General features: G+C 35.7%; 25 protein-coding genes, 1 other RNA gene and 1 pseudogene. 18 read left to right on the forward strand and 9 right to left on the reverse strand.

Going from position 1 to position 20480, the window contains the following annotated elements; translation table 11 throughout:
- Positions 1-60 precede the first annotated feature (60 nt).
- The gene (locus tag ACYQ0N_RS02775) at positions 61-147 is read right to left on the reverse strand and encodes a relaxase/mobilization nuclease domain-containing protein (RefSeq protein ID WP_460162162.1); all 87 of its coding nucleotides are present in this window, start codon (positions 145-147) and stop codon (positions 61-63) included.
- 108 nt (positions 148-255) lie between these two features.
- Between ACYQ0N_RS02775 and ACYQ0N_RS02780 the strand changes: the two are divergent.
- Positions 256-478 (forward strand): annotated as a pseudogene (locus ACYQ0N_RS02780) (cysteine-rich KTR domain-containing protein).
- A gap of 393 nt (positions 479-871) precedes the next feature.
- On the opposite strand, the gene ACYQ0N_RS02785 reads toward ACYQ0N_RS02780, so the two are convergent.
- The 4 genes from ACYQ0N_RS02785 to ACYQ0N_RS02800 all read right to left on the reverse strand — a co-directional run bounded on the left by ACYQ0N_RS02785 (position 872) and on the right by ACYQ0N_RS02800 (position 4084).
- Complete coding sequence (locus tag ACYQ0N_RS02785; RefSeq protein ID WP_460161797.1) at positions 872-1192, reverse strand: RNA 2'-phosphotransferase; 321 nt, start codon at positions 1190-1192, stop codon at positions 872-874.
- Positions 1193-1518: 326 nt separating this feature from the next.
- The gene (locus ACYQ0N_RS02790) at positions 1519-2166 is read right to left on the reverse strand and encodes a GNAT family N-acetyltransferase (RefSeq protein WP_177532198.1); all 648 of its coding nucleotides are present in this window, start codon (positions 2164-2166) and stop codon (positions 1519-1521) included.
- A gap of 650 nt (positions 2167-2816) precedes the next feature.
- Positions 2817-3494: a recombinase family protein gene (locus tag ACYQ0N_RS02795; protein WP_177532197.1), complete on the reverse strand. Its 678-nt coding sequence runs from the start codon at positions 3492-3494 to the stop codon at positions 2817-2819.
- 38 nt (positions 3495-3532) lie between these two features.
- Complete coding sequence (locus ACYQ0N_RS02800; protein ID WP_177532196.1) at positions 3533-4084, reverse strand: hypothetical protein; 552 nt, start codon at positions 4082-4084, stop codon at positions 3533-3535.
- 283 nt (positions 4085-4367) lie between these two features.
- On the opposite strand from ACYQ0N_RS02800, the gene ltrA reads away from it, so the two are divergent.
- Complete coding sequence (ltrA, locus tag ACYQ0N_RS02805; RefSeq protein WP_460161798.1) at positions 4368-5615, forward strand: group II intron reverse transcriptase/maturase; 1248 nt, start codon at positions 4368-4370, stop codon at positions 5613-5615.
- A gap of 33 nt (positions 5616-5648) precedes the next feature.
- On the opposite strand, the gene ACYQ0N_RS02810 is transcribed toward ltrA, so the two are convergent.
- On the reverse strand, positions 5649-5951 hold the full coding sequence (locus ACYQ0N_RS02810) for a helix-turn-helix domain-containing protein (RefSeq protein WP_177532194.1): 303 nt from the start codon (positions 5949-5951) through the stop codon (positions 5649-5651).
- 138 nt (positions 5952-6089) lie between these two features.
- Between ACYQ0N_RS02810 and ACYQ0N_RS02815 the strand changes: the two genes are divergently transcribed.
- The 5 genes from ACYQ0N_RS02815 (at position 6090) to ACYQ0N_RS02835 (ending at position 9556) form a co-directional block, all read left to right on the forward strand.
- Positions 6090-6755 (forward strand): hypothetical protein, encoded by a 666-nt coding sequence (locus ACYQ0N_RS02815; protein WP_460161799.1) that lies wholly within the window; start codon positions 6090-6092, stop codon positions 6753-6755.
- Positions 6756-6769: 14 nt separating this feature from the next.
- Positions 6770-7657 carry a PspC domain-containing protein gene (locus tag ACYQ0N_RS02820; protein WP_177532192.1) on the forward strand — a complete coding sequence of 296 codons (888 nt, stop codon included), beginning with the start codon at positions 6770-6772 and terminating at the stop codon, positions 7655-7657.
- The gene (locus ACYQ0N_RS02825; RefSeq protein WP_460161800.1) at positions 7647-8888 is read left to right on the forward strand and encodes a hypothetical protein; all 1242 of its coding nucleotides are present in this window, start codon (positions 7647-7649) and stop codon (positions 8886-8888) included. The genes ACYQ0N_RS02820 and ACYQ0N_RS02825 overlap by 11 nt, the downstream gene beginning before the upstream one ends.
- 174 nt (positions 8889-9062) lie before the next feature.
- Positions 9063-9377: a recombinase family protein gene (locus ACYQ0N_RS02830; RefSeq protein ID WP_460161801.1), complete on the forward strand. Its 315-nt coding sequence runs from the start codon at positions 9063-9065 to the stop codon at positions 9375-9377.
- The gene (locus tag ACYQ0N_RS02835; protein ID WP_460161802.1) at positions 9335-9556 is read left to right on the forward strand and encodes an ADP-ribosylglycohydrolase family protein; all 222 of its coding nucleotides are present in this window, start codon (positions 9335-9337) and stop codon (positions 9554-9556) included. Before ACYQ0N_RS02830 ends, ACYQ0N_RS02835 begins: the two co-directional genes overlap by 43 nt.
- Before the next feature lie 218 nt (positions 9557-9774).
- Here the strand turns inward: ACYQ0N_RS02835 and ssrA are convergent.
- Positions 9775-10144: a transfer-messenger RNA gene (gene ssrA, locus ACYQ0N_RS02840) on the reverse strand.
- 2 nt (positions 10145-10146) lie between these two features.
- Complete coding sequence (gene smpB, locus ACYQ0N_RS02845; RefSeq protein ID WP_177532190.1) at positions 10147-10608, reverse strand: SsrA-binding protein SmpB; 462 nt, start codon at positions 10606-10608, stop codon at positions 10147-10149.
- A gap of 245 nt (positions 10609-10853) precedes the next feature.
- Here smpB and ACYQ0N_RS02850 point away from each other — a divergent pair, with 245 nt between their 5' ends.
- The 8 genes from ACYQ0N_RS02850 to ACYQ0N_RS02885 all read left to right on the forward strand — a co-directional run bounded on the left by ACYQ0N_RS02850 (position 10854) and on the right by ACYQ0N_RS02885 (position 16264).
- The gene (locus ACYQ0N_RS02850; protein ID WP_460161803.1) at positions 10854-10976 is read left to right on the forward strand and encodes a hypothetical protein; all 123 of its coding nucleotides are present in this window, start codon (positions 10854-10856) and stop codon (positions 10974-10976) included.
- Between the two features lie 26 nt (positions 10977-11002).
- Positions 11003-11143: a hypothetical protein gene (locus tag ACYQ0N_RS02855; protein ID WP_460161804.1), complete on the forward strand. Its 141-nt coding sequence runs from the start codon at positions 11003-11005 to the stop codon at positions 11141-11143.
- 15 nt (positions 11144-11158) lie between these two features.
- Positions 11159-12079 carry a trypsin-like serine peptidase gene (locus tag ACYQ0N_RS02860; protein ID WP_460161805.1) on the forward strand — a complete coding sequence of 307 codons (921 nt, stop codon included), beginning with the start codon at positions 11159-11161 and terminating at the stop codon, positions 12077-12079.
- Positions 12080-12096: 17 nt separating this feature from the next.
- Positions 12097-13074, forward strand: coding sequence for a dockerin type I repeat-containing protein (locus ACYQ0N_RS02865; RefSeq protein ID WP_177532188.1), 978 nt, complete (start codon positions 12097-12099; stop codon positions 13072-13074).
- 392 nt (positions 13075-13466) lie between these two features.
- Entirely contained in the window at positions 13467-13949 is a 483-nt protein-coding gene (locus tag ACYQ0N_RS02870; RefSeq protein WP_460161806.1) for a hypothetical protein, read from the forward strand.
- Positions 13950-13953: 4 nt separating this feature from the next.
- A complete protein-coding gene (locus ACYQ0N_RS02875) occupies positions 13954-14307 on the forward strand; it encodes a hypothetical protein (protein WP_177532186.1) in 354 nt (117 codons plus the stop codon).
- Entirely contained in the window at positions 14297-15016 is a 720-nt protein-coding gene (locus tag ACYQ0N_RS02880; protein WP_460161807.1) for a dockerin type I repeat-containing protein, read from the forward strand. Before ACYQ0N_RS02875 ends, ACYQ0N_RS02880 begins: the two co-directional genes overlap by 11 nt.
- A 216-nt stretch (positions 15017-15232) precedes the next feature.
- On the forward strand, positions 15233-16264 hold the full coding sequence (locus tag ACYQ0N_RS02885; protein ID WP_460161808.1) for a dockerin type I repeat-containing protein: 1032 nt from the start codon (positions 15233-15235) through the stop codon (positions 16262-16264).
- A 79-nt stretch (positions 16265-16343) separates the two neighbouring features.
- Here ACYQ0N_RS02885 and ACYQ0N_RS02890 read toward each other — a convergent pair whose 3' ends face one another.
- Positions 16344-17705, reverse strand: a complete 1362-nt coding sequence (locus ACYQ0N_RS02890; protein ID WP_460161809.1) for a citrate/2-methylcitrate synthase — start codon at positions 17703-17705, stop codon at positions 16344-16346.
- Between the two features lie 266 nt (positions 17706-17971).
- Between ACYQ0N_RS02890 and ACYQ0N_RS02895 the strand changes: the two genes are divergently transcribed.
- From ACYQ0N_RS02895 to ACYQ0N_RS02905, 3 genes are all read left to right on the forward strand, one after another.
- A complete protein-coding gene (locus ACYQ0N_RS02895) occupies positions 17972-18316 on the forward strand; it encodes a type II toxin-antitoxin system PemK/MazF family toxin (protein WP_177532182.1) in 345 nt (114 codons plus the stop codon).
- A gap of 268 nt (positions 18317-18584) precedes the next feature.
- A complete protein-coding gene (aroF, locus tag ACYQ0N_RS02900) occupies positions 18585-19595 on the forward strand; it encodes a 3-deoxy-7-phosphoheptulonate synthase (RefSeq protein ID WP_460162163.1) in 1011 nt (336 codons plus the stop codon).
- A 25-nt stretch (positions 19596-19620) separates the two neighbouring features.
- Positions 19621-20475 carry a prephenate dehydrogenase gene (locus tag ACYQ0N_RS02905; RefSeq protein ID WP_460161810.1) on the forward strand — a complete coding sequence of 285 codons (855 nt, stop codon included), beginning with the start codon at positions 19621-19623 and terminating at the stop codon, positions 20473-20475.
- Positions 20476-20480 lie beyond the last annotated feature (5 nt).

Raw genomic sequence — 20480 nt, forward strand, 5'->3', positions numbered from 1 at the left:
CAGATTGTATAAAATTACCACTTAATATATAATAACACAATTTTATATATTTAGCAATTATTAAATACAAAATGAAACTGAATTGAAGCAGAAATGATTGTGCAAATGCTCCTTGTCAAAATAGGTAGTGACAAGGATTTGGTCAATCTCTTACGGGTTTTTAGAATACCATAGAGGCGATATTAGCGCTGTTTTGTATTATTACTTTGAATACAGCTCATATAATGCCGAAAAATATTTGGCTTTAGCCTTTGAATGAAGTGTTGCGTTATAATATATGGAGAGATAAGAATAAAAGAAAAATGGAAATTATGCCATGTTTGTAGGAATAATACAAGGGTGCAGATACGGGAAGATACAGTACTGAAAAACTTTCCCCTATACTGCCCGAAGTGCAAGCAGGAAAGTTTGATTGAAGCAAAGAATTTTGTATATAACAGTTATCAAAGAGCCAGACGCAAAGACGCAGAGCCGATGAACTGGCGAGATAATCTCGTAATTCATCGGCTCTTTCTTTTCACATAACATAAGTAGGACAAGCCCGCCAAATAAAAAATGGTGTTTTTGGTGGGCTGTTTCTTCACGCTCAGATTAACAGTTTCCCTCCAGACCTGTTTTGAGTTTGGAGGGATTTCTTATATGCTGGTCAAGTGTCACCGCAACGCTGCTTATCAGAAGCGGTAACTTTCTATAATACCACGGATTAACGAGGATAACATGTAAAAAAATCCTTGCTTCTGCGTGGAACTCTTATACCCTAAAAACAGATACCAAATGTCTATATAATAGAAATAGTAATGCCTATATTCGCATTGGTTTGACAACCTTTGCGGATTTTCTTTTGTCGTGCTTTATTTAATAAATTTTATCCTCACGTCAGATCGTCTGAGATAAACTGCACCGGAACGCGTTTTGTCATCCATACTCCGTTTTCTGAAAGATAAAATTTAAAGCCTCTGCGGTACATTTCGCCTGACCGTATTTTAAAAACGTGAGGCTTTCCGTATATTCTTCCGATTCTTAAAGCTGTTTCAGCGTTATTTGACAGATGGACATACCGATTTCCTTTTGCATATAAACCGTCTGTCCAGATTGAATTTACACGGTTTTCTCCGACAGCGTAATAAAGATAATCCGGAGGAGAGCGTTTCTCTTCATTGACCTGATTTGTAAAGCCGTTTGTTGTGTCCATTTCTATCACCGTCCTGTTTACTAAAGTATACCATATACAGATATTAAAATCAACACAGCCATATATCCGGCGCCAAAAAAAGAGTCGACAACGCGGCTCTATGTTCCATTTATCTGTTAGGACAATTACAATTGTTATGTCCTAATTTTCTTCAATTGTCAGTGTGAACTTATTTTCCATGAACATTCCTCCCGAAGCTTATTGTACTGATTATACCATATTAAATTTAAGCAAACAAGTGTAACACAGCCGTTACCGCAAAGGGCAGAAAGGTCCAGAGATGTGTCATTGCATTTTACTGCAATCGGATTGTGCATATAGAAAATTTAATGCTCAGTAGCTTTAATAAATGAATTGCTATAGATATAAAACAGTTCTTGGCTTGACCTATATTCCTTTTTAAATTGTTCGAAGTCCTTGTCAAATTCCGCTGCATCTTCTTCTTTAATATTAAACACATCGCTTTCCTTATAAATCCAGTTTTCTCCTTGAAGAGCATTAATTTTAAGTTCTTTAACAAGTAAAGGTACAGGAAATACATCTTTAGAAATTCCAACATTATAGTTTTTACAGCTTTTAAATCCACAGCTTACGTAATTTTCAGGATTGCCGAAAATCACGATTGTGTCAAAACCAAGCTCTGCCGCCTTTTTAAAAGAATGCTCCAAGAGCTGTTTGCCATATCCTCTGCGCTGATATTCCGGTAGAATGCTTAACGGTCCGAATGTCAATATTTCCTTTTCATTTCCGCTTTCATCTATCAGTTTAGACTTTGTGTACATTATATTTCCGATGATACAATTATCTTCCTCAATAACAAAGTCCAATTCCGGTACAAAATCTCTGTGATTTCTCATGACGTGAACAATGTAATGTTCGTTACATCCCGGAAAATTAACATTCCAAAAGGCTTTTTTAGTTAATTCTTCGACTGTTCTGAAATCCTCTTTTCTTTCATTCCTGATAGCTGCCATTTATTTTATACTCCTTTATTAAGCTTTAGCTAATCAGCGTAAAACTTGTTAGTTTATTGAATTGTAGCATGTTTTAATGAAAAAGTCAACAAAATCACACAAGCTTTTTCGCTACGAACTAACCCGCCCTTACGGCAGTATTCACAGTGTGGGAAACGCTCATCAAAGCTTGTATCCAGTGCAAAATGCTGAGCGATCCTCGGAACCTCGTTGATAACCGCGAAGCTCTTCCAGCTCGTTGTCTGTAAGCTCTCCGGAAATCTGACAATCAAAAATTCCCATAAGCTCTCCGTTTACCTCTCTGACGGACGGAAACGCTGAATAGACCTTTTAGCATATGGACGTTTCTTTGTCATAGTACGCCTTAAGTCCGCGGTGTTCAATTGCTTTTTTAAAAATTTCATATTGGTTGTGTCTTTTTCGGCTTCTGCAATTGCAATTATCTGTAAACCTTACCCATTTTACCAGTACCAGAAAAACCAGTCATCATTTCTTTACAGTGACCACAGAAAAGTTTAGTAGTAAGCAAATATTCCACTTTGGCTCTCGCTCTTGCGGGAGCTTTTTTATTTTTGTTCATTATCTCTGTAACTTTTGCAAACAATTCATCTTAAATAATTCTCGGAATACCACCGGGCTTTTCAGTACCTTTATATGCCTATGTACCTTTTATTTTTCAGCATCGTGTGTAGAGAATTATTATTAAACTTAGTTCCTCTTGATGTCCTTATTCCTTGAGCATTCAACTTATTTGTTATTTCGGTTACTGTTTTTCCGCTTGCGTAGCTTTCAAGAATAAATTGGACGATAGGGGCGGTTTCTGGGTCAATCTGAAAACGTTTATCTTTATCCACTTTATAACCTAACGCAATGTTCCCACCCGTAGAAAGGCGTTTCTCAGCGTTTATATCCATACCTCTGTGGATTTTCACGGATAACTCATCGGTATAGTATTGAGCATGAGCCATCATCATATTTCGGTAAAATCTGCCTGCCGGGTCGTTCGTAAAATGCTCTGTTGCGGAAAAAAGAGCAACCCCGTTTTGCTGTAGCTTACTTTCGTTTACCAAAGACTGCATTAGATTACGTCCAAAACGGTCAATAGAATATACAATGACAGCATCAAAAATATTTTTCTTACTGTCAGCTAACAGCCTTTTCAAACTGGGTCTGTTATCATTTTTACCTGTCATTGCTCTGTCAATATAGGTATCTATAATAGCATAATCATTTCTTTCTGAATATTCTGTACATACCTTAATTTGTCCTTCGATACTTTCCTCACGCTGTCCGTTTGAACTAAAACGAGCGTATATTACCACATTCATTTTTTTAATTCCTTTCAGAAAATGCTTTGTTGATGTATTTAATTATATGATGCTTCAGTACAGAAGTCAACTGTTGTCTGGTATTTCATTCGTATCATAAATTTCAGAATTTCATTGAACATTCTATCCGGCTTTTTCTTACGTCTGTTGAACTTATAACAGCACTCTGATAAATAGCGTTCACTATGAGCAAGGGAACAGCTGCCTTGATGAACGTTAATCAGTTGCCTGTCTTTCAAATAAGTGAGAATTTTCTTTGTTATAAGCAGTTTATTGTCCGCACCTATTTTATCAGAAGCTTTGTATCTGTAACTATGAGGAAGTCTTTTATCAAACTCGCCGTAATATCCCCAAAAATTCACCTTTGCAGAAACAACGGTGCTTTCCTTTGCAATGCAGTTTTCTATAAATTCGCCTATATCATCTGTGGCATAGGCTTTTTTTAATTGCATTTTTATCCGCAGAACGCCACTCTTATCTTTCACTATTACAATGTAAACATCTTTAGATTCTTTTTTTGTCCTCGCAAATACAGGAAAATAGTCCACATATACAACATTGTTGAATTTTTCATTTTCAATCATACCCATAGCATCTCGTATTTTATTCAGAACGCTGAGAGCCGTTCGATTACTGCCAATATTGACAGCTTTTTGAAATTCCGTAGCATCTACAGCACTTTTGCAAGATACGATGTACCAAATCACACGAAACCATTTCATTCTGTCTTACAGACAAATACATAACCCAAAAGTATAAATGTCCACAGATAGAGTGTGATTTTACTGTTTTGAAACTGCTGAATAGGGCAAGAGCACCTTCTATTATAACATAATTACACTTTTTACGCTTTTGCCGAACTTTTGAAAGGAGATGAGCAAAATTAACATAAATAATATGTGTGCCTCTTCTGACACAATTGACTGTTGGGGCAAAATTGATTTTGACTTAGCAGAAAAGAGCGTTAAAAAGCTGCAAAAGTGTATTGCTACAGCTTACCTCAATAGTGATAATAGATTAGTGATGAATCTTCAAAATAAACTGATTCATTCATTCTACGCTAAAGCATTATCTATAGATATTGTTACATCCAATAAAGGAAAACATACCACTGGTATTGATAATACTTTATGGACTACACCTACGGATAAATTTCAAGCAATAGATAAATTAAAACGCCGAGGCTATAAGCACAAAGCTTTAAGGCGGATATATATTCCAAAATACAATGGACATTTACGGCCATTGGGAATACCGACAATGAAAGACCGTGCAATGCAGACATTATACAGATTTGCATTAGAGCCTATTGCGGAAATAACTGCTGACACAAATTCCTTTGGATTTCGTCAAAATAGAAGTGCAAGGGATGCAATTGTAAAAACAGTTGAGATATTATCTAAATGCCCTGAGTATGAGTGGGTGATGAAAGCTGATATTAAATCGTGCTTTGATAGCATAAGTCACAATTGGCTTATGGATAATATTCCTATGGATAAAGAAATGCTAAAACAATTTATCAAATGTGGATATGTGTATGACTCTGACTTTTACTCTACTGATAAAGGAATTCCCCAAGGGGCTTGTATATCAGGTGTTTTATGTAATATGACGCTTGACGGACTGGAGAAAATTCTCAAAAGCAGATTTGGAGATTCTATAGAAGCTATACGCTATGCAGATGATTTTATTATCATAGGGACGAGTAAAGCTGTTTCCCTGCAAGTTGTTGCCCCTGTGGTTGAATGCTTTTTATCTGAACGTGGATTAAGCCTTTCTAAAGAGAAAACTAAAATTTCTCGTATTGAAAAAGGATTTAATTTCCTCGGATATAGAATTTATAAAGAAAACAATGACATAATCTCTGTACCGACAAGGGAGAATATAGATTCTTTGATAGGAAAAATTGAGGAAGTTTTTAAAACTATGCCTCAAATACCTATTGAACACCTATATAAGTTGCTGAAAAGTAAAATAAGGGGGTGGTTAAATTATTATAAAAGTATAGCGACAACACAATCCCTACATTGTATAGAATATGAAATTGATTCTTATACATTCAAACGCACAGGGGGACAAACAAATTGCCAAATTCATTGGAAAATTATTTGCCCAATATGACTTATAATAATGGTATAAATATAGTCTGATATTTTATTTATCAGGATTTTTAAAACATTGTATAATATCCATTACAACTGCAACTTGTTTGACAGAAAGACCTTTGACAGAGATTGTAGAGGTTTCATCCATTCCCAGTAAGTAATCTGTAGAAACATTGAAAGACTTTGCAAGTTCTACAATATATTGCGTAGACGGAGTAGATAAGCCCATTTCCCAAGCATTTACGCCTGAACGGGAAATTCCCAAAGATTTTGCAAGTGATGATTGTGTAATATCCTTTTGTTCCCGAAGAAGCTTTATTCTCTCCGCTAGTGTAAACAGCTCTTTTGACATTATATATCACCTCTATATAGATAATATTATAGTCAAAAAGATATTGCATTATCATTATGATATTTATACTTGACATTTGTCAAATTTAGGAGTATAATGTAATAAATAGTTTTATCCGTGAAAGGAATGATGAATATTATGATAAACGATTTTTTTAAGTATTCGTATTTTAATATTACAAAGGATGATAGTATGCAGGAAATTATGAAAAAATGTGCGGAAAAGGCTTATCTCGACTTATGCCGAACAATCAAATTCAAGACGGCAGATAAGAACTTAAAGGCAGAATATAAGTCAAAAGTCTGCGATAGACTTATTATTAAGGCGTATGACGTTTTGCTTAATGCTGTTGAAAGCTCTGATGATAAACAGAATGCTTTTGACAGTGAGCATAAAAGAATATGCGAAGAAATCATCGGTACGTATTCTGAAATCTGCGAATTTACATACGGACAAGCTCAAAAGTGGCTTAATATGACGCTTAAATATATTGTTTTGCTTGAGGAAAATTCAGAACTGAAAAGTTATCTGCATATTCCCGTTGACAGCTTAATTATGCAAGCTGTCGGCTCTGATAATGCAAAACTGAAACATTGTCTGAAACTTAAATGTGTTCCGAAAAAAAACGGTACTGTCAGCAAATACAGCGAAGGTAGCTCTAAACCTTGGAGCAAGTGGAATTATGACGAGTATATCGCTTTTCAGAACACAGTTAGAAAGGCAATAAACGAAAAAACTTCTTTCTGCTCACCTATTGAATGGGAGAATGAGGCTTGGATTGAAGTTGCGGAATACAGAAAATAAAGGATTAAACAAAAATGGCACATAACAAGAATAAAGAAAATGAAATTATTGAAAGAGATATTCATTGCCCCTACTGCAATACAGACCATGCCGTATTGCTCAGCAAAACCACATCAAAGAAAATTTCCATTCAGCTGCCGTCATATGGATTGAAATTTTTACTTTCTCTTTTATATCTTTATATCGTACAGGTGATGATATATGGATTTAAGCTAATTGAAGCTGTCAAAGTAATTGACAACGTGACATATGCTTTTTGCCCAAACTGCGGAAACAGCTATTCCATGGCACCGCCTGATGTAATTCGGGAAGAAGTCAAAGCGCCTAAATTTTGCAGAATTAAAAAAGACAAAGTGGTTATGGGAATGTGTACAGGTATTTCAGAATATACCGGAATTCCTCTGCTTTGGATTCGTATTATGACTGTGTTTTACGGATTGACGGTAATTGGCGCAATTCTGTATTTTCTGATTGGCGCTTGCATTCCATATAAAGAAAATGCGGAAGAGGGAATCCAAAGAGGAAAATTCTATCGTATTCAGAAAGGCAAAGACATCACAGGATTGTGCAAAGGATTTTCAGTGTATACAGACATTCCGGTTATGTGGGTGCGTATTTTTGCCGTGTTATCCATAGCTACAATAATCGGACCGATTCTTTACTTTATCGTTTCAGCTTTTGTCCCGGTAAAAGAAAAAGTAGAACAAAGCATAGTGCGCAAAAAGCTTTATAAAGTCAAGAACAAAAAAATATTTCTGGGACTGTGTGCAGGTTTCGCAGAATATTCCAATATGCCCTTATGGCTTGTACGCTTGCTGACAATCATCCTGATTTTCCCAATGGCATTGTATTTTATCATTGCAGCTATTGTTCCTACGGAGGAGGAAGAAAATGCCCAATAACAATCTTCCTCCCGGTTGGGGAAACAGAGATTCCTCTGCGAAACCAAACTGGGGGAATCAAAATAATGAACCGGCAAATCAAGAAAATGAAACGATATCAGATTCAGATGTTAGTAAAAGTACAGAAAATGCTCCGGTACAAAAAGAGAAAATTCCTGATAATCCAAAAGCTGAGTTTACCGATGATTCCTCTTCTATAGTCAATAATGAAGAAGTTAAAACAGAACCTATAGAAAAGATTCCGATTTCTGAACAGCCAGTTGACACCGTTCAAAAAGATGTAGAAAAAATTTCCGGAAAATCAAAAGCTCCAGTTATTGTACTTAGCATACTTCTGGTAATTGTCATTATTGCTTTAATAGTGTTTGCGTTTTTGTATTTCACTAAAGATAACCCTGACAATAATGCAGTTTCTGTTTCAAATTCCATATCAGAAACCACAACAGAATCAGCGGTTACAGAATCAACAAAAAGCCCAACCACAACAACTGCCACAACAACATCAACAAGCACCACTACTACAATTACTTCAACTGTTACAACAACTGAATCATATTATGAAGATGTAAGCAGTTATATTGGATTCTGGCACAAAGAAAGCATTGGCTATGACAGAGAACTGACAATTTCAAGTGTAAAAAGAAATAACATTATCTTTTCACTATGGTATTATCGAACAGATTCCATTGAGGATGTTCTCGCTACACTTGAAAATGATACCGCATATTTTGATACGGGAGATGTTCAGGGATATCTTACATTTGAAGATGATATTATAACTGTTGTAATCACAAATTCCTCTCGTCCATATATGACACCAGAGCTTATGACCTTTGACGGACGTCATGAACATTCTTGGGAATATGAAGGATTTGACGATCCGTCCTCTTTTGAGCCGTATAGCATTCAAGTTACAAATCCTAAATTATCTATATATGATTCGCCAAGCTACAGTGGAAATATTGTTGGAGAAATTACAGACAAATCAAAATATACAATTGTTGAGGAATACATTGAGCCAGGGCAAACCTCAATCGGATATACCTGGGGAAAGCTAAAATCCGGTTTAGGCTGGATAAATATGTACGAAGCCACTATTGTTGATGATTCGTTTTATATGGACGAAACACCAAACGTATGGTGTCCTGAATGCGGCTATGGCTTTTTTATAACCGGGGTCGGAACAGAAGGGTTCAGTTGCCCCAGCTGTGGTCATAACTGGTTACCGTAATGAAGTCTATATTAAAGAAAACATCTCTTTCCGCTTATAATTTTATACACAAAAAAATCAGCCGTAATCTATAAAAATTACGGCTGAAAATATAAAAGAAACAGTTGACTTCTTTTTGTTTATATCTTATGATATTTACACAATTAAATCTTGAATGTTTGTGAGATATTAACAATGGTTTACGGCTATGCAAGATGTTCAACTAATGAGAAGCTACAAGACATTAACAGACAAGTACGAGAACTGAAACGTCAAGGGGCAAAAGATAAAACTATTTATCTGGAATACGAAAGCGGAATGAAAGCTGACCGAGTGGAACTAAATAAACTACTGGATATTGTTCAATCGGGAGATACAATTATTGCAACGGAAGTCAGTAGAATAACCCGAAGTACGAAACAGCTTTGCGATATTATCGAACTTGCCAAGGTACAGTTCCTCAAGCATTGCAAGCTTTTTTTGAATCAAAATCATTTGAAGATGCTTTAAGAATTGCAATTTCTGTTGGAGGAGATAGCGATACATTAGCTGCTATCACTTGCTCTATTGCAGAGGTGTACTACGGAGTCCCAAAGCACCTTTATAACAAGGCATTACTTTATCTTGACGAAGAGCAAAAACAGATAATTGAAATATTTGAAAAGAAATTTGGAAACTATATTTATTAACTGTTATATATCAACTTAAAAATTTTATTGAAACGTTACTACTGTATTTGTACAAATCCTAAGCCGTATGACGAATTTGAATATATGTAGCATTTTACATTATATTCCATAAACGAAGAAAAACCCTCTAAGGATTTTAAACCTTAGTGGGGTTTTCTGTGTTATTACAACCAACCGCCTACATAATAAAAGTAGCAGGGTTTTGTGTAATATTGTGTTGGTGGAGGCGACGGGAATCGAACCCGTGTCCGAAAACCAATCCGCATAACTTTCTACGAGTGTAGTTTATCGTTTAAAATTCCCTCTGCCGGCCGGCGATAAACAGTCTGCCGGCTTTGGTAGCTCCGAATACATTAATACGGCAGGAGCTTTCCGCATTAACGTTCACCACTAATCTGTGCCCTGGCTTTTGCCGTGGTACTCAAAAGGAGGACAGTAGCAGACTTAGGCTGCTACCTGTAAGTTTCTTGTGCTTACAGTAATGTTTTTTCTAGCGTTTATATTTAAACGTGGTGCAGTTTAAAGAGTATACTCCTGCTCTACTCGCTTATTATGGTTCAAAGTCCCCGTCGAAACCTTTACGCCCCCGATTAATAACGGCTTTTGACCGCTCTCTCAATCTGACGTTTCGCATCCTTTTTAGCGGCGTCTTCACGTTTGTCGTATAGCTTTTTTCCTTTGCAAAGTCCGAGTTGAATCTTTGCGATGGAGCCCTTAAAGTAAATTGACAGTGGAATCAAAGTCAGTCCGTCCTGTTTGACTTTTCCTAAAAGACGGTTTATTTCCTTTTTGTGAATTAAAAGCTTTCTGACTCTTATAGGGTCACGGTTAAAAATATTTCCTTTTTCATATGGAGATATGTGCATACCCTTTATAAAAATCTCGCTTCTGTCAATAGAACACCAACTGTCCTTAAGGTTGACTTGTCCTTGTCTTAGAGATTTAACTTCAGTACCCGTAAGCTCTATACCTGCTTCCATACTCTCAATAACGAAATACTCATGTCTTGCTTTTCTGTTTTCAGCTATAGTTTTGAAATTCTGTTTACTCATGAATATACCTCCGTTTCTTTGAGAGTATTTAATTATACTATGTTTTAATAAAAATGTCAAGTCTTTTTTTGATAGTTAATAATTTGTTCATAATTTGTTCACACAAAAAATACAATTAAAAAATTATTATATAAATTTTGTGGAATTTGTATATTGAAATTTTACTTGATAAATTATATAATATTTATAAGAAGCTATAGGGAATTTTTGTCAATTATTTGTTTATTTATGAAAGGTTGGTTATAATGAAGCTCAAAAAAGTTTTAGCGGTAGTTTCGACTGCTGTGGCTGTAATTGTAGGTACAATGAGCGGCGCTTCGGCGTTAAATGCTCCGGCGGCTATGATGTCAACGGTGATGGCTTTATAAATATATCAGATGCTGTTGCAATCAACATGGCGTTGATTGGCAATTGGAAACCGTCAGATTTATCTGACATTGATGTAAATCAGAACGGCGTTGTTGATGATTTGGATAGAACGTCTATTATGGCATATGTTACAATGGTGGGTATTCTGACAATCACAATGCAGTAAAAGGAGGAAACTGAAATGGTTAAATTTAGAATGAAAAATAAAATTTTGGTTGTTATAACATTTCTTGTAATGTCTGCGACTGTTATTTTCAGCGGATACGATATGCAGAAAGCAGCGGCAACGGGCGGAACGGATTATGTGAAATATACTTATGCAACTGGGCAGACACAGACTTATACATTACCGGAAATACCTACTTATAATTACGCTTCTTATGCAATGTCTCGTTCTTTATCAGATGATCCAAGAGAAACGGCATCTCCAGATACAGCTGTTGTTAATATAGGATTTAATGGCACTGGATTCATTATTGGTGATCATGAAATAATGACTGCTGCTCATGTGGTTTATGGCGGTACGTCTTTTTGTTCAAGTATGAACTTAATGATAAATTACAGTAATCCGTCAGACAGCGCCGTTAATACAGTTGTTCATCTAACAGCAATTTCCGCTCATATCCCCCTTGATTTCATAAATTCTAGAGCTGATCATCCTAATTCTGGATTCTATGAAAGCGATATTGCAGCAGACTATGCAATTATCACTGTTCAAGAAGATTTAAGTGAATATGGAAAATTTTATTTAGGAGCGCAAACAAATTCCACATTGTTGAACAATAGTAATATTCCTGTTCATGTTTTAGGATATTATTATTATTTAGAAGATGTAAGTTATGATTCGATTTTGAAAAAATCAAGCGGAGTTGTAAATTCTATAAATAGTAATGTATTTACAACAAGTGCATATGTAACAGGTGGAACAAGCGGCGGGCCGATATATGTAGAAAGCAGTTTTGGCGTGCCCGGAACATCAGATGGAGTATTTCAAATAAAAACATATAGAACTGTAATTGGAATAGTTTCTACTCAGAATTGTGGTAGTACGAGAATAGATTCTGAAACGCTTCAGTTTGCATACGATAATAATTATCTTTGAATAAGGAGCTGATTTTTATGAAAAAATACAAAAAACGTCTATCAGTGATTTTGTCAGCCGTTATTGTTCTGTCGTCAGGCATGGTTCAGGCATTTGCGGCAGAATCAGAGAGTGAAATTGCATGGCAGTATGAACAGGGAAGAAGCGTTAATACTAATTCAGTTCAAATTACCTGTTATTCTGACGGAAATATTGAAAGATTCTCTTCAGAATTTTGCTATGTAGTTGTAAATGTTCCTGACGGTGTTAATCCTGATATTGAATACTTTGGCGTTGACAGAATATCATATGTCTCCAAATTCGATAAAAAGTTTATGTATCAGACCGAATATGGTCAGGAAATCTATAGCGAATTAGAACCCGAGGAAAATGAGTATATTATTGGTGTTACTCTTGATTCATTACAAACATTATGCGAACTTGAAGATGAAGTGACGGAAATTGCAAGAAACCTCATGACTGAAGGTAAAATAACAAGTGCAAGAGTCAATTATATGGTTTACAAAGATACTTTTAATGAAATAGGCGGTATTACAATTAATACTGACGGCTCTTTTATCGATACAAAACCTTCTGATTTTCCTGAACTCGCCGGATATTATGATACTGATGATGAATTTAAAATTACGAATGACGGAAAATTTTTAACACTTTCTAAATATTATACTGATAAAGATATTCTTACAAAAATTGTATCTGTATGTGATTCACTTATAGAAAATTATGACGGCATAATTTCTGTTTCTCCAATTTTTCCGGAGATTCCGATAAACGATTCTGAAAATCCTGATTTATACGCAGCAAAATCCATTTATATGTGGGGGGATATAAGCAGAAATAATTTAATCGACCTCTATGACGCAATTGAAATTTCAAAGTACATCATGAACATTACTGATATTGACGAGGACACGATTCTCCTCGCCGACATAAACCGTGACGGTGTGACAGATCTCTATGACGCGATAGAAATAGCAAAAACTCTTCTTCCATAATAAAGTGAACAGCCGACATTTTAAATGAATGTCGGCTGTTCATAGTTTGTTCATAATTTGTTCACACAAAAAATACAATTAGAAAATATTATGCGGATTTTGTTCATTTTTACCATTGAATAAAATCAAGATTAGTTATATAATGTGATTATGGAATAATTGGGTTATATCCTGATTAAATAAGAAAAATTGAGGAGTGTTAAAAATGAAACTTAAAAAAATTTAATTATTGTATGGTTGTAATATGCTTAATTATAACAAATATTTATATTGGAACAGAAAGTATATATGCTGAATATATCGAATATAAATTAGGTTGTATTCCAGAGACATAAGAGGAACTTGATGAATTCTATGGTAGTGCCAAAAATGATGTAGGGACTAAATATATATTGCCAAGTTCTGTTGATTTAAGTACATCACCTTGTTTTCCTCCGATTGGAGATCAAAAGAGTTTAGGGTCATGCGCCTCATATGCTACAACGTATTATCAGTATACATATGAAGTTAATAAACTTAATCATGTAAATTCCGAATCAGATAGAGTCATATATTCACCCAAATGGACATATAATTTTGCAAATAACGGATATAATAGTGGAACAACATTAACCAATAATTACAAGGTATTAATGAGCTTGGGATGTTTGAAAAATAATGATTTTCCTTATACCGGAAATAGTTCGGATTATATCGAATGGGCTTCTGGCTTAGAAGATGAAAAAATAGAAGCTTTACAAACACGTATAACAAAAATTAATAAATATGAAATTCCTGTTAATTCCAATATATCATCACCATCCTCAACTGCATTGCAAGGTTTAAAAAATGTTTTAAATGAAGGAAAAATTGTTGTGACAAGTACACGATGTTAGATTAATGGATAATAAGGGGAACAAAATTACTAGTTTTAAATCATTAAGTAATATGAGTAATAGATTTGCGGCATATCATCAACTTGGTCTAAATAAAGGAGATTTGAATTATAGTGGATCGGTAACAGAAGAAGATGCAGATATGTTAATGGATTATGTTTCTATGATATCTCCATTGTCTAATTTGCAACTTTATCTTGGAGATTATAATAATGACGGATATGTAAATATTGCTGATGTAATTGGCATTAGATCAAGTTTAACATCAATGGAAAATTCTTATCAGATTAATAAATTAGATGAGAGAATACAGCAGTATTTTTTGAATCAAGAAGGAGTTGATTATTATGAAAATTAAAAAAATTACGGGCGTATTTCTTTCAGCAATTATGTCTTTGTCATTATTAGGTTCAAATTTTGCATATGCGGAGAGTAATGAAAAGTTATATACGTTAAATGAATTGCTTGAAATGAGCAATGAAAGATTTTTAGCTCTTGATAATGCGATTGAATGTTATGAGCAAATTAAAAACGGAATTAATGAATATGAAGATGAGATTTTTTCTGACTATAATAATATAATCAGCGGTCATTTTATAACGACAAAATTTGATTTGAGATATAAGGCAAACATATCTGAAAATACTATAAATTCATTAATTAATAATGATATTGAGTACATTTCAGTTGAACCAGTAAATAATTATCAAAACTTTTATCAGGACATTTATTCTATAAATCTGACAGATTATTATGGCAAATCAATACAGGCAACTGAAGAAAACATAATTATTCATAGTAAAGTTTTATATTGTATTCGTCAGGTATGTGATTTTACATACGTGCCTGTTGATACATTATTTCCTCCTTCACAAGAAAGAGAATTGATTAAAGGTGATGTAAACGTTGATGAAACGGTAGATTTATATGATGCTGTTTGGATAGGAAGTTATTTGATAAATAAATTTTCATTTACGGAAAGCCAATTATCAATAGGAGATGTAAACGGCGACGGAATATGCGATCTTTATGACGCGATAGAAATAGCAAAAACTCTTCTTCCATAATAAAGTAACAGCCGACATTTTAAATGAATGTCGGCTGTTCATAGTTTGTTCATGATTTGTTCACACAAAAAATACAATTAGAAAATATTATGCGAATTTTGTGTGTTTTAACCATTGAATTAATAATATCCGTATTATATAATATAACCAATACGATATTTATAGTTTTAAAATGCTATAAAATGGTAATATTTAAAGATTTAAGGAGGGCTTTATATGAAAAAAGTTATTAAAACTATTTCAGTATGTTTGGCAGCTGTGATTTCATTATCTTGTACTTCGATTTTTACCGTGAGCGCTTTGGGTGAATCTGAATCAATTACAGTTCCGAATGATGTGGAATCAGCAAAAGAGTTTTATGAAAAATTTGGTGAAACAGTTGTAACTGACGGTGGAAAAAGCGCAATATTGGTAGTACCTGACGACGGTTTTACTGAAAGATATGGATATGTGTTTGAGGACGATCTGATTGACGGAGGAAGTTCGGTAAATTATACTGTCGATTCGTCTGAAAAATTCGGAAAATACGATGTTTATGATTTGTCATTAAATGGTAACGAAGATATTGAAATTGATATGGTATTTTATGATTTTGATGAAAAGAAAATAGATGAGAGAGGTTCAAAATTAACAATATTATATAATTCATTGGGAAATGGTAAATTTGAACTTTCACCTATTCCTACTACTCTTTCGCAGTCAAAACTGTTTCTTGAAGATAATGGCAATATTAAAGTAGTAGATGATACAGCTATTATCGTTACTGATGAATTGTTTTCAGGATTTACGCTGTCAGAAAGTTTTTCTGAAACAAATAAGCCGGAAAAGATATTTAATCAGATATGCAGTCGAGATACTGATATAAATAATATAAACTGGAATAATGATGATATTGAAAACTCTGTTGGCGGAGCAAATATAGACGTTTCGGTTTATAGATTTGCTGAAAATGGTGAATATTCTATTAAGATTGAACGTGTACTTGATGACAATGTATATTCTGTTTATAAATATATGTTAAATAAAAATGAAAATGGAGTAGAAGTAACTTCTGTATCAAATCGGGATAAAGGCGATGTAAATAACGACGGAATTGCTTCGGATCTTTATGATGCAATTGAAATAGCAAAATATATTATGGAAATGATAGATTTTGATTCGGAAACGCTTCAATTATCAGATGTAAACGGCGACGGAATATGCGATCTTTATGACGCGATAGAAATAGCAAAAACTCTTCTTCCATAATAAAGTGAACAGCCGGTATTTATATGCCGGCTTGCTTTATGAATAAAATAAAAAAGTCCGGTAATGTTACCGGACTTTTTTATCTGTCATTCATATTTATATATTCTAAAGGCTTAACAATGCTCTTATAGGCGGGTCTGATAATTTTATCAGTATTGACAAGCTCCTCTATTCTATGTGCGCTCCAGCCTACAATTCTTGCCATTGCAAAAATGGGAGTAAACAGTTCAAGAGGAATATCAAGCATACCGTAAACAAATCCGCTGTAAAAATCAACGTTAGGGCTTACACCCTTATAAATTTTACGCTTTTGAGATATAATTTTCGGCGCAAGCTCTTCAACCATGGAATATAATTTATAATCCTCAAGACGGCCCTTTTCCTCCGCTAATTCAGAAACAAAATTTTTGAAAATCTTGGCTCTTGGATCTGAAATAGTATATACTGCATGGCCCATGCCGTAAATTAATCCCTTTCGGTCAAAGGCCTCTTTATTCAGCAGCTTTTCAAGATACTCGCCAACCTGTTCCTGATCAGAAAGATCCTTAACATTTTCCTTCAGATCGTTCATCATCTCAACGACCTTTATATTAGCGCCGCCGTGCTTAGGACCTTTAAGAGAAGACAATGCCGCTGCCATAACGGAATATGTGTCAGAGCCTGACGACGTAACAACATGAGTTGTAAATGTTGAATTATTTCCTCCGCCGTGCTCCATATGCAGCATAAGCGCTATATCAAGTACTTCCGCTTCAAGGTGAGAATATTTCATATCCGGACGCAGCATTCTCAGAATATTTTCCGCTGTGGAAAGCTCAGAGTCAGGGCGGTGGATATACATGCTGTCGTCGCATTCATAATGGTTGTAAGCATGGAAACCGTAAACCGCAAGCATAGGCAGCTCGCTTATCAGCATAAGACATTGGCGAAGTACGTTTTCAATAGAATTATCGGCGGCATTTTCATCATAGGAAGCAAGGGTTAGAATACTTCTCGTCAGCGTGTTCATAATATCCTTGCTCGGCGCTTTCATGATAACGTCGCGTACAAAATTTGTGGGCAGACATCTCAAATTACCGAGTACTCCGCAGAAGTCCTTAAGCTCTTTCTGATTCGGCAGCTTTCCGAACAGAAGAAGGTAAGCGGTTTCCTCAAAGCCGTACCTTTTAGCATTAACAACGCCGTTTACCAGATCGTTAATGTTATATCCTCTGTAAAGAAGAGTACCGTCTACAGGTATTTTTTCTCCGTTTTCAATTTTAAATGATTCAACTGACGAAATCGAAGTGAGTCCTGCAAGAACGCCGTTTCCATTTTTATCTCTTAAACCCCTTTTGACGTTTAGCTTGTCGTATAATTCAGGGTCGATAACAAAATTATCGCTGCACTGTTTTGATTGTGACGAAATAAAAGAGTAAAATTCTTCAATATTTTTTTCCATTCCTGCATCTCCTTAATAAATTTTTTGTTATTTTTTTATTATAGCATATTTCACATTTTATGTCAAATTATATGTAAATAATATCGTCTGCCATATGGTATCCGGCTTGAACTACATATTCACCAAAGCTGCTTTTAGGAATATACTGTTAATAAAACATACATACAATTTTTAATTTTCATGTATGAAATATAAAAAAATCGGCAATCATAATTACATAGAGAATTGCTTTCGGAGCAATAAAAACAGGATTAGGAGTGCATATTATGTCAGTTAAAAGAGGCGAAATTTATTATGCTGATCTCAGCCCTGTTGTCGGATCCGAACAGGGCGGCGTCAGACCGGTACTTATAGTTCAGAATGATGTTGGAAACAGACATAGTCCGACAGTTATAGCGGCGGCCATCACAAGCCAGAAGGAGAAGGCTAAGCTGCCTACACATATAGAATTAAGCGCGTCTGGCTGCGGCCTTGCCAAGGACAGCGTCGTGCTGCTTGAACAAATCAGAACAATAGATAAAAAGCGCCTGAAGGAACGAATGGGAGAGCTTGAAACGGGGGATATGAGCCGCGTTAATAATGCTCTTTCAATTAGCTTCGGCCTTTTATAAGTCAAAACCGGTTGATATTATTCAGCCGGTTTAATTTTTTTATAAACGGCTCTTGACTTTTAGACTTTAAAGTGATATACTATTTAAATCAGCAAATAGCATTTGTGTTATATTTATTTGTATAAACAGGAATTTTTCAAAAGTCGCTAATATCGTTCAGTAGGGCGCTTTGCCGACGTTTCAGCAAAGGCGCGTAGCATACGGAATTTGCGCGTACAGCCTGAAAGGATTTTTGTGACTATGCCTTAAAAGGCGGAATCGGAGGATTATTATGATAATTGTATGTGGAAATGCGGATAAGGAAAAGTTAAGAACTTTGACTGAAAAATTTGAATCTCAGGGCTTCAGAATTCATTTAAGCAAGGGCGCGGAAACTACTATTATAGGGCTTATCGGAGATACCTCAAGGATAAACGTTGAGGACGTTGAGGCTCTGGATATTGTTGAAAAGGTACAAAGAGTATCGGAGCCATACAAGCTTGTAAACAGAAAGTTTCATTCGGAGGATACTGTAATAGACGTCGGCGGCGTTAAAATAGGAGGCGGGCATTTTGCCGTTATGGCAGGGCCCTGTTCGATTGAAAGCGAGGAGCAGATAGTAGGCTGTGCAAAAGCGGTAAAGGCGTCCGGAGCGGCTTTTCTGAGGGGAGGAGCCTTTAAGCCGCGTACATCGCCTTATGCGTTCAGAGGATTAAAGGAAAAGGGGTTGGAGCTTCTTCTTACTGCAAAAAGAGAAACCGGACTGCCTGTTGTAACCGAGCTTATGAGTCTTGAGCATATTGATCTTTTCAACGATGTAGATATAATTCAGGTAGGGGCAAGGAATATGCAAAATTTCGAAATGCTTGCTGAATTGGGAAAATGCAGAAAGCCAATTCTTCTTAAGAGAGGACTTGCCAATACTATTGAGGAATGGCTCATGAGCGCCGAATACATTATGTCAGGCGGTAATGAAAGCGTCATACTTTGCGAAAGAGGTATCAGGACATTTGAAACGGCTACAAGAAATACTTTTGACGTTTCAGCTATTCCGGTTCTTCACCAGCTTACTCATTTGCCGGTTATTGCTGATCCCAGTCATGCTTCCGGAAAGTCCTCTCTTATAAGACCGCTTGCCAAATCTGCCGCCGCAGCGGGTGCGGACGGATTAATGATAGAGGTTCATCCGAATCCTTCTCAGGCGTTATGCGACGGAGCGCAGTCGCTGACGCCGGAAGCTTTCAAAGAAGTTATGAACGACGTCAGTAAAATATGCGCGCTGGAAAATAAAATAATATAATAACGGTTTATTTAAGGAGATATAAATGAAAATTCTGGTAGCAGGTCTTGGTCTTATAGGAGGGTCTTACTGCAAGGCTATAAGCAGCTATACGTCACATGAGGTTTACGGATATGATCTGGATACTGGCGTTATCAAGGCTGCTGAGGAATGCGGATGTATAATTCAAGGAGTTACTCCCGATAGCTTCGGATTATTTGATATGATAATAGTAGGGCTTCATCCTGACGCTGCAAAGCAATTTATGAACGGATATTTAAGCTCGTTTAAAAAAGGCGCGATACTTGCCGACGTATGCGGAATAAAGGGCAGAATGACGGTAGAAACGACTGACATAGCCGCCCGGTACGGAGTTTGTTATGTAGGAACTCATCCTATGGCGGGAAAGGAGCGCTTTGGATTTGAATTTTCAGACGGTTCGCTGTTTATCGGCGCTAATTTTATAATAACTCCGCTGGAGAAAACAGATAAACACGCTGTTTTGACTGTGGAAAAGCTGGCAAAGGAAATAGGCTTCGGAAGAATTGTTGAAACTACTCCTTTTATACATGACAGCGTTATAGCCTACACTTCGCAGCTTGCGCATGTAGTTTCAAGCGCCTATGTAAAAAGTCCGACCATGCAGAAGGAATTCGGGTTCAGTGCAGGAAGCTTTAAGGATATGACAAGAACGGCTACGCTCAACGAATCTATGTGGACATCGCTGTTTCTTGAAAATCGGGATTGCCTTATTTATGAAATAGATCAGTTAATCTGCCATTTATCCGAATACAGAAACGCTATTTTCAATAATGATTCAAAAGCGCTTGAAGCTCTTCTTAGGGAAGGAAGGCTCCTGAAGGAAGAGAATATAAGGCAGCGTACAAAGGAAAAAGAGTAAAAAGG

The organism is Ruminococcus sporogenes (assembly GCF_054655175.1).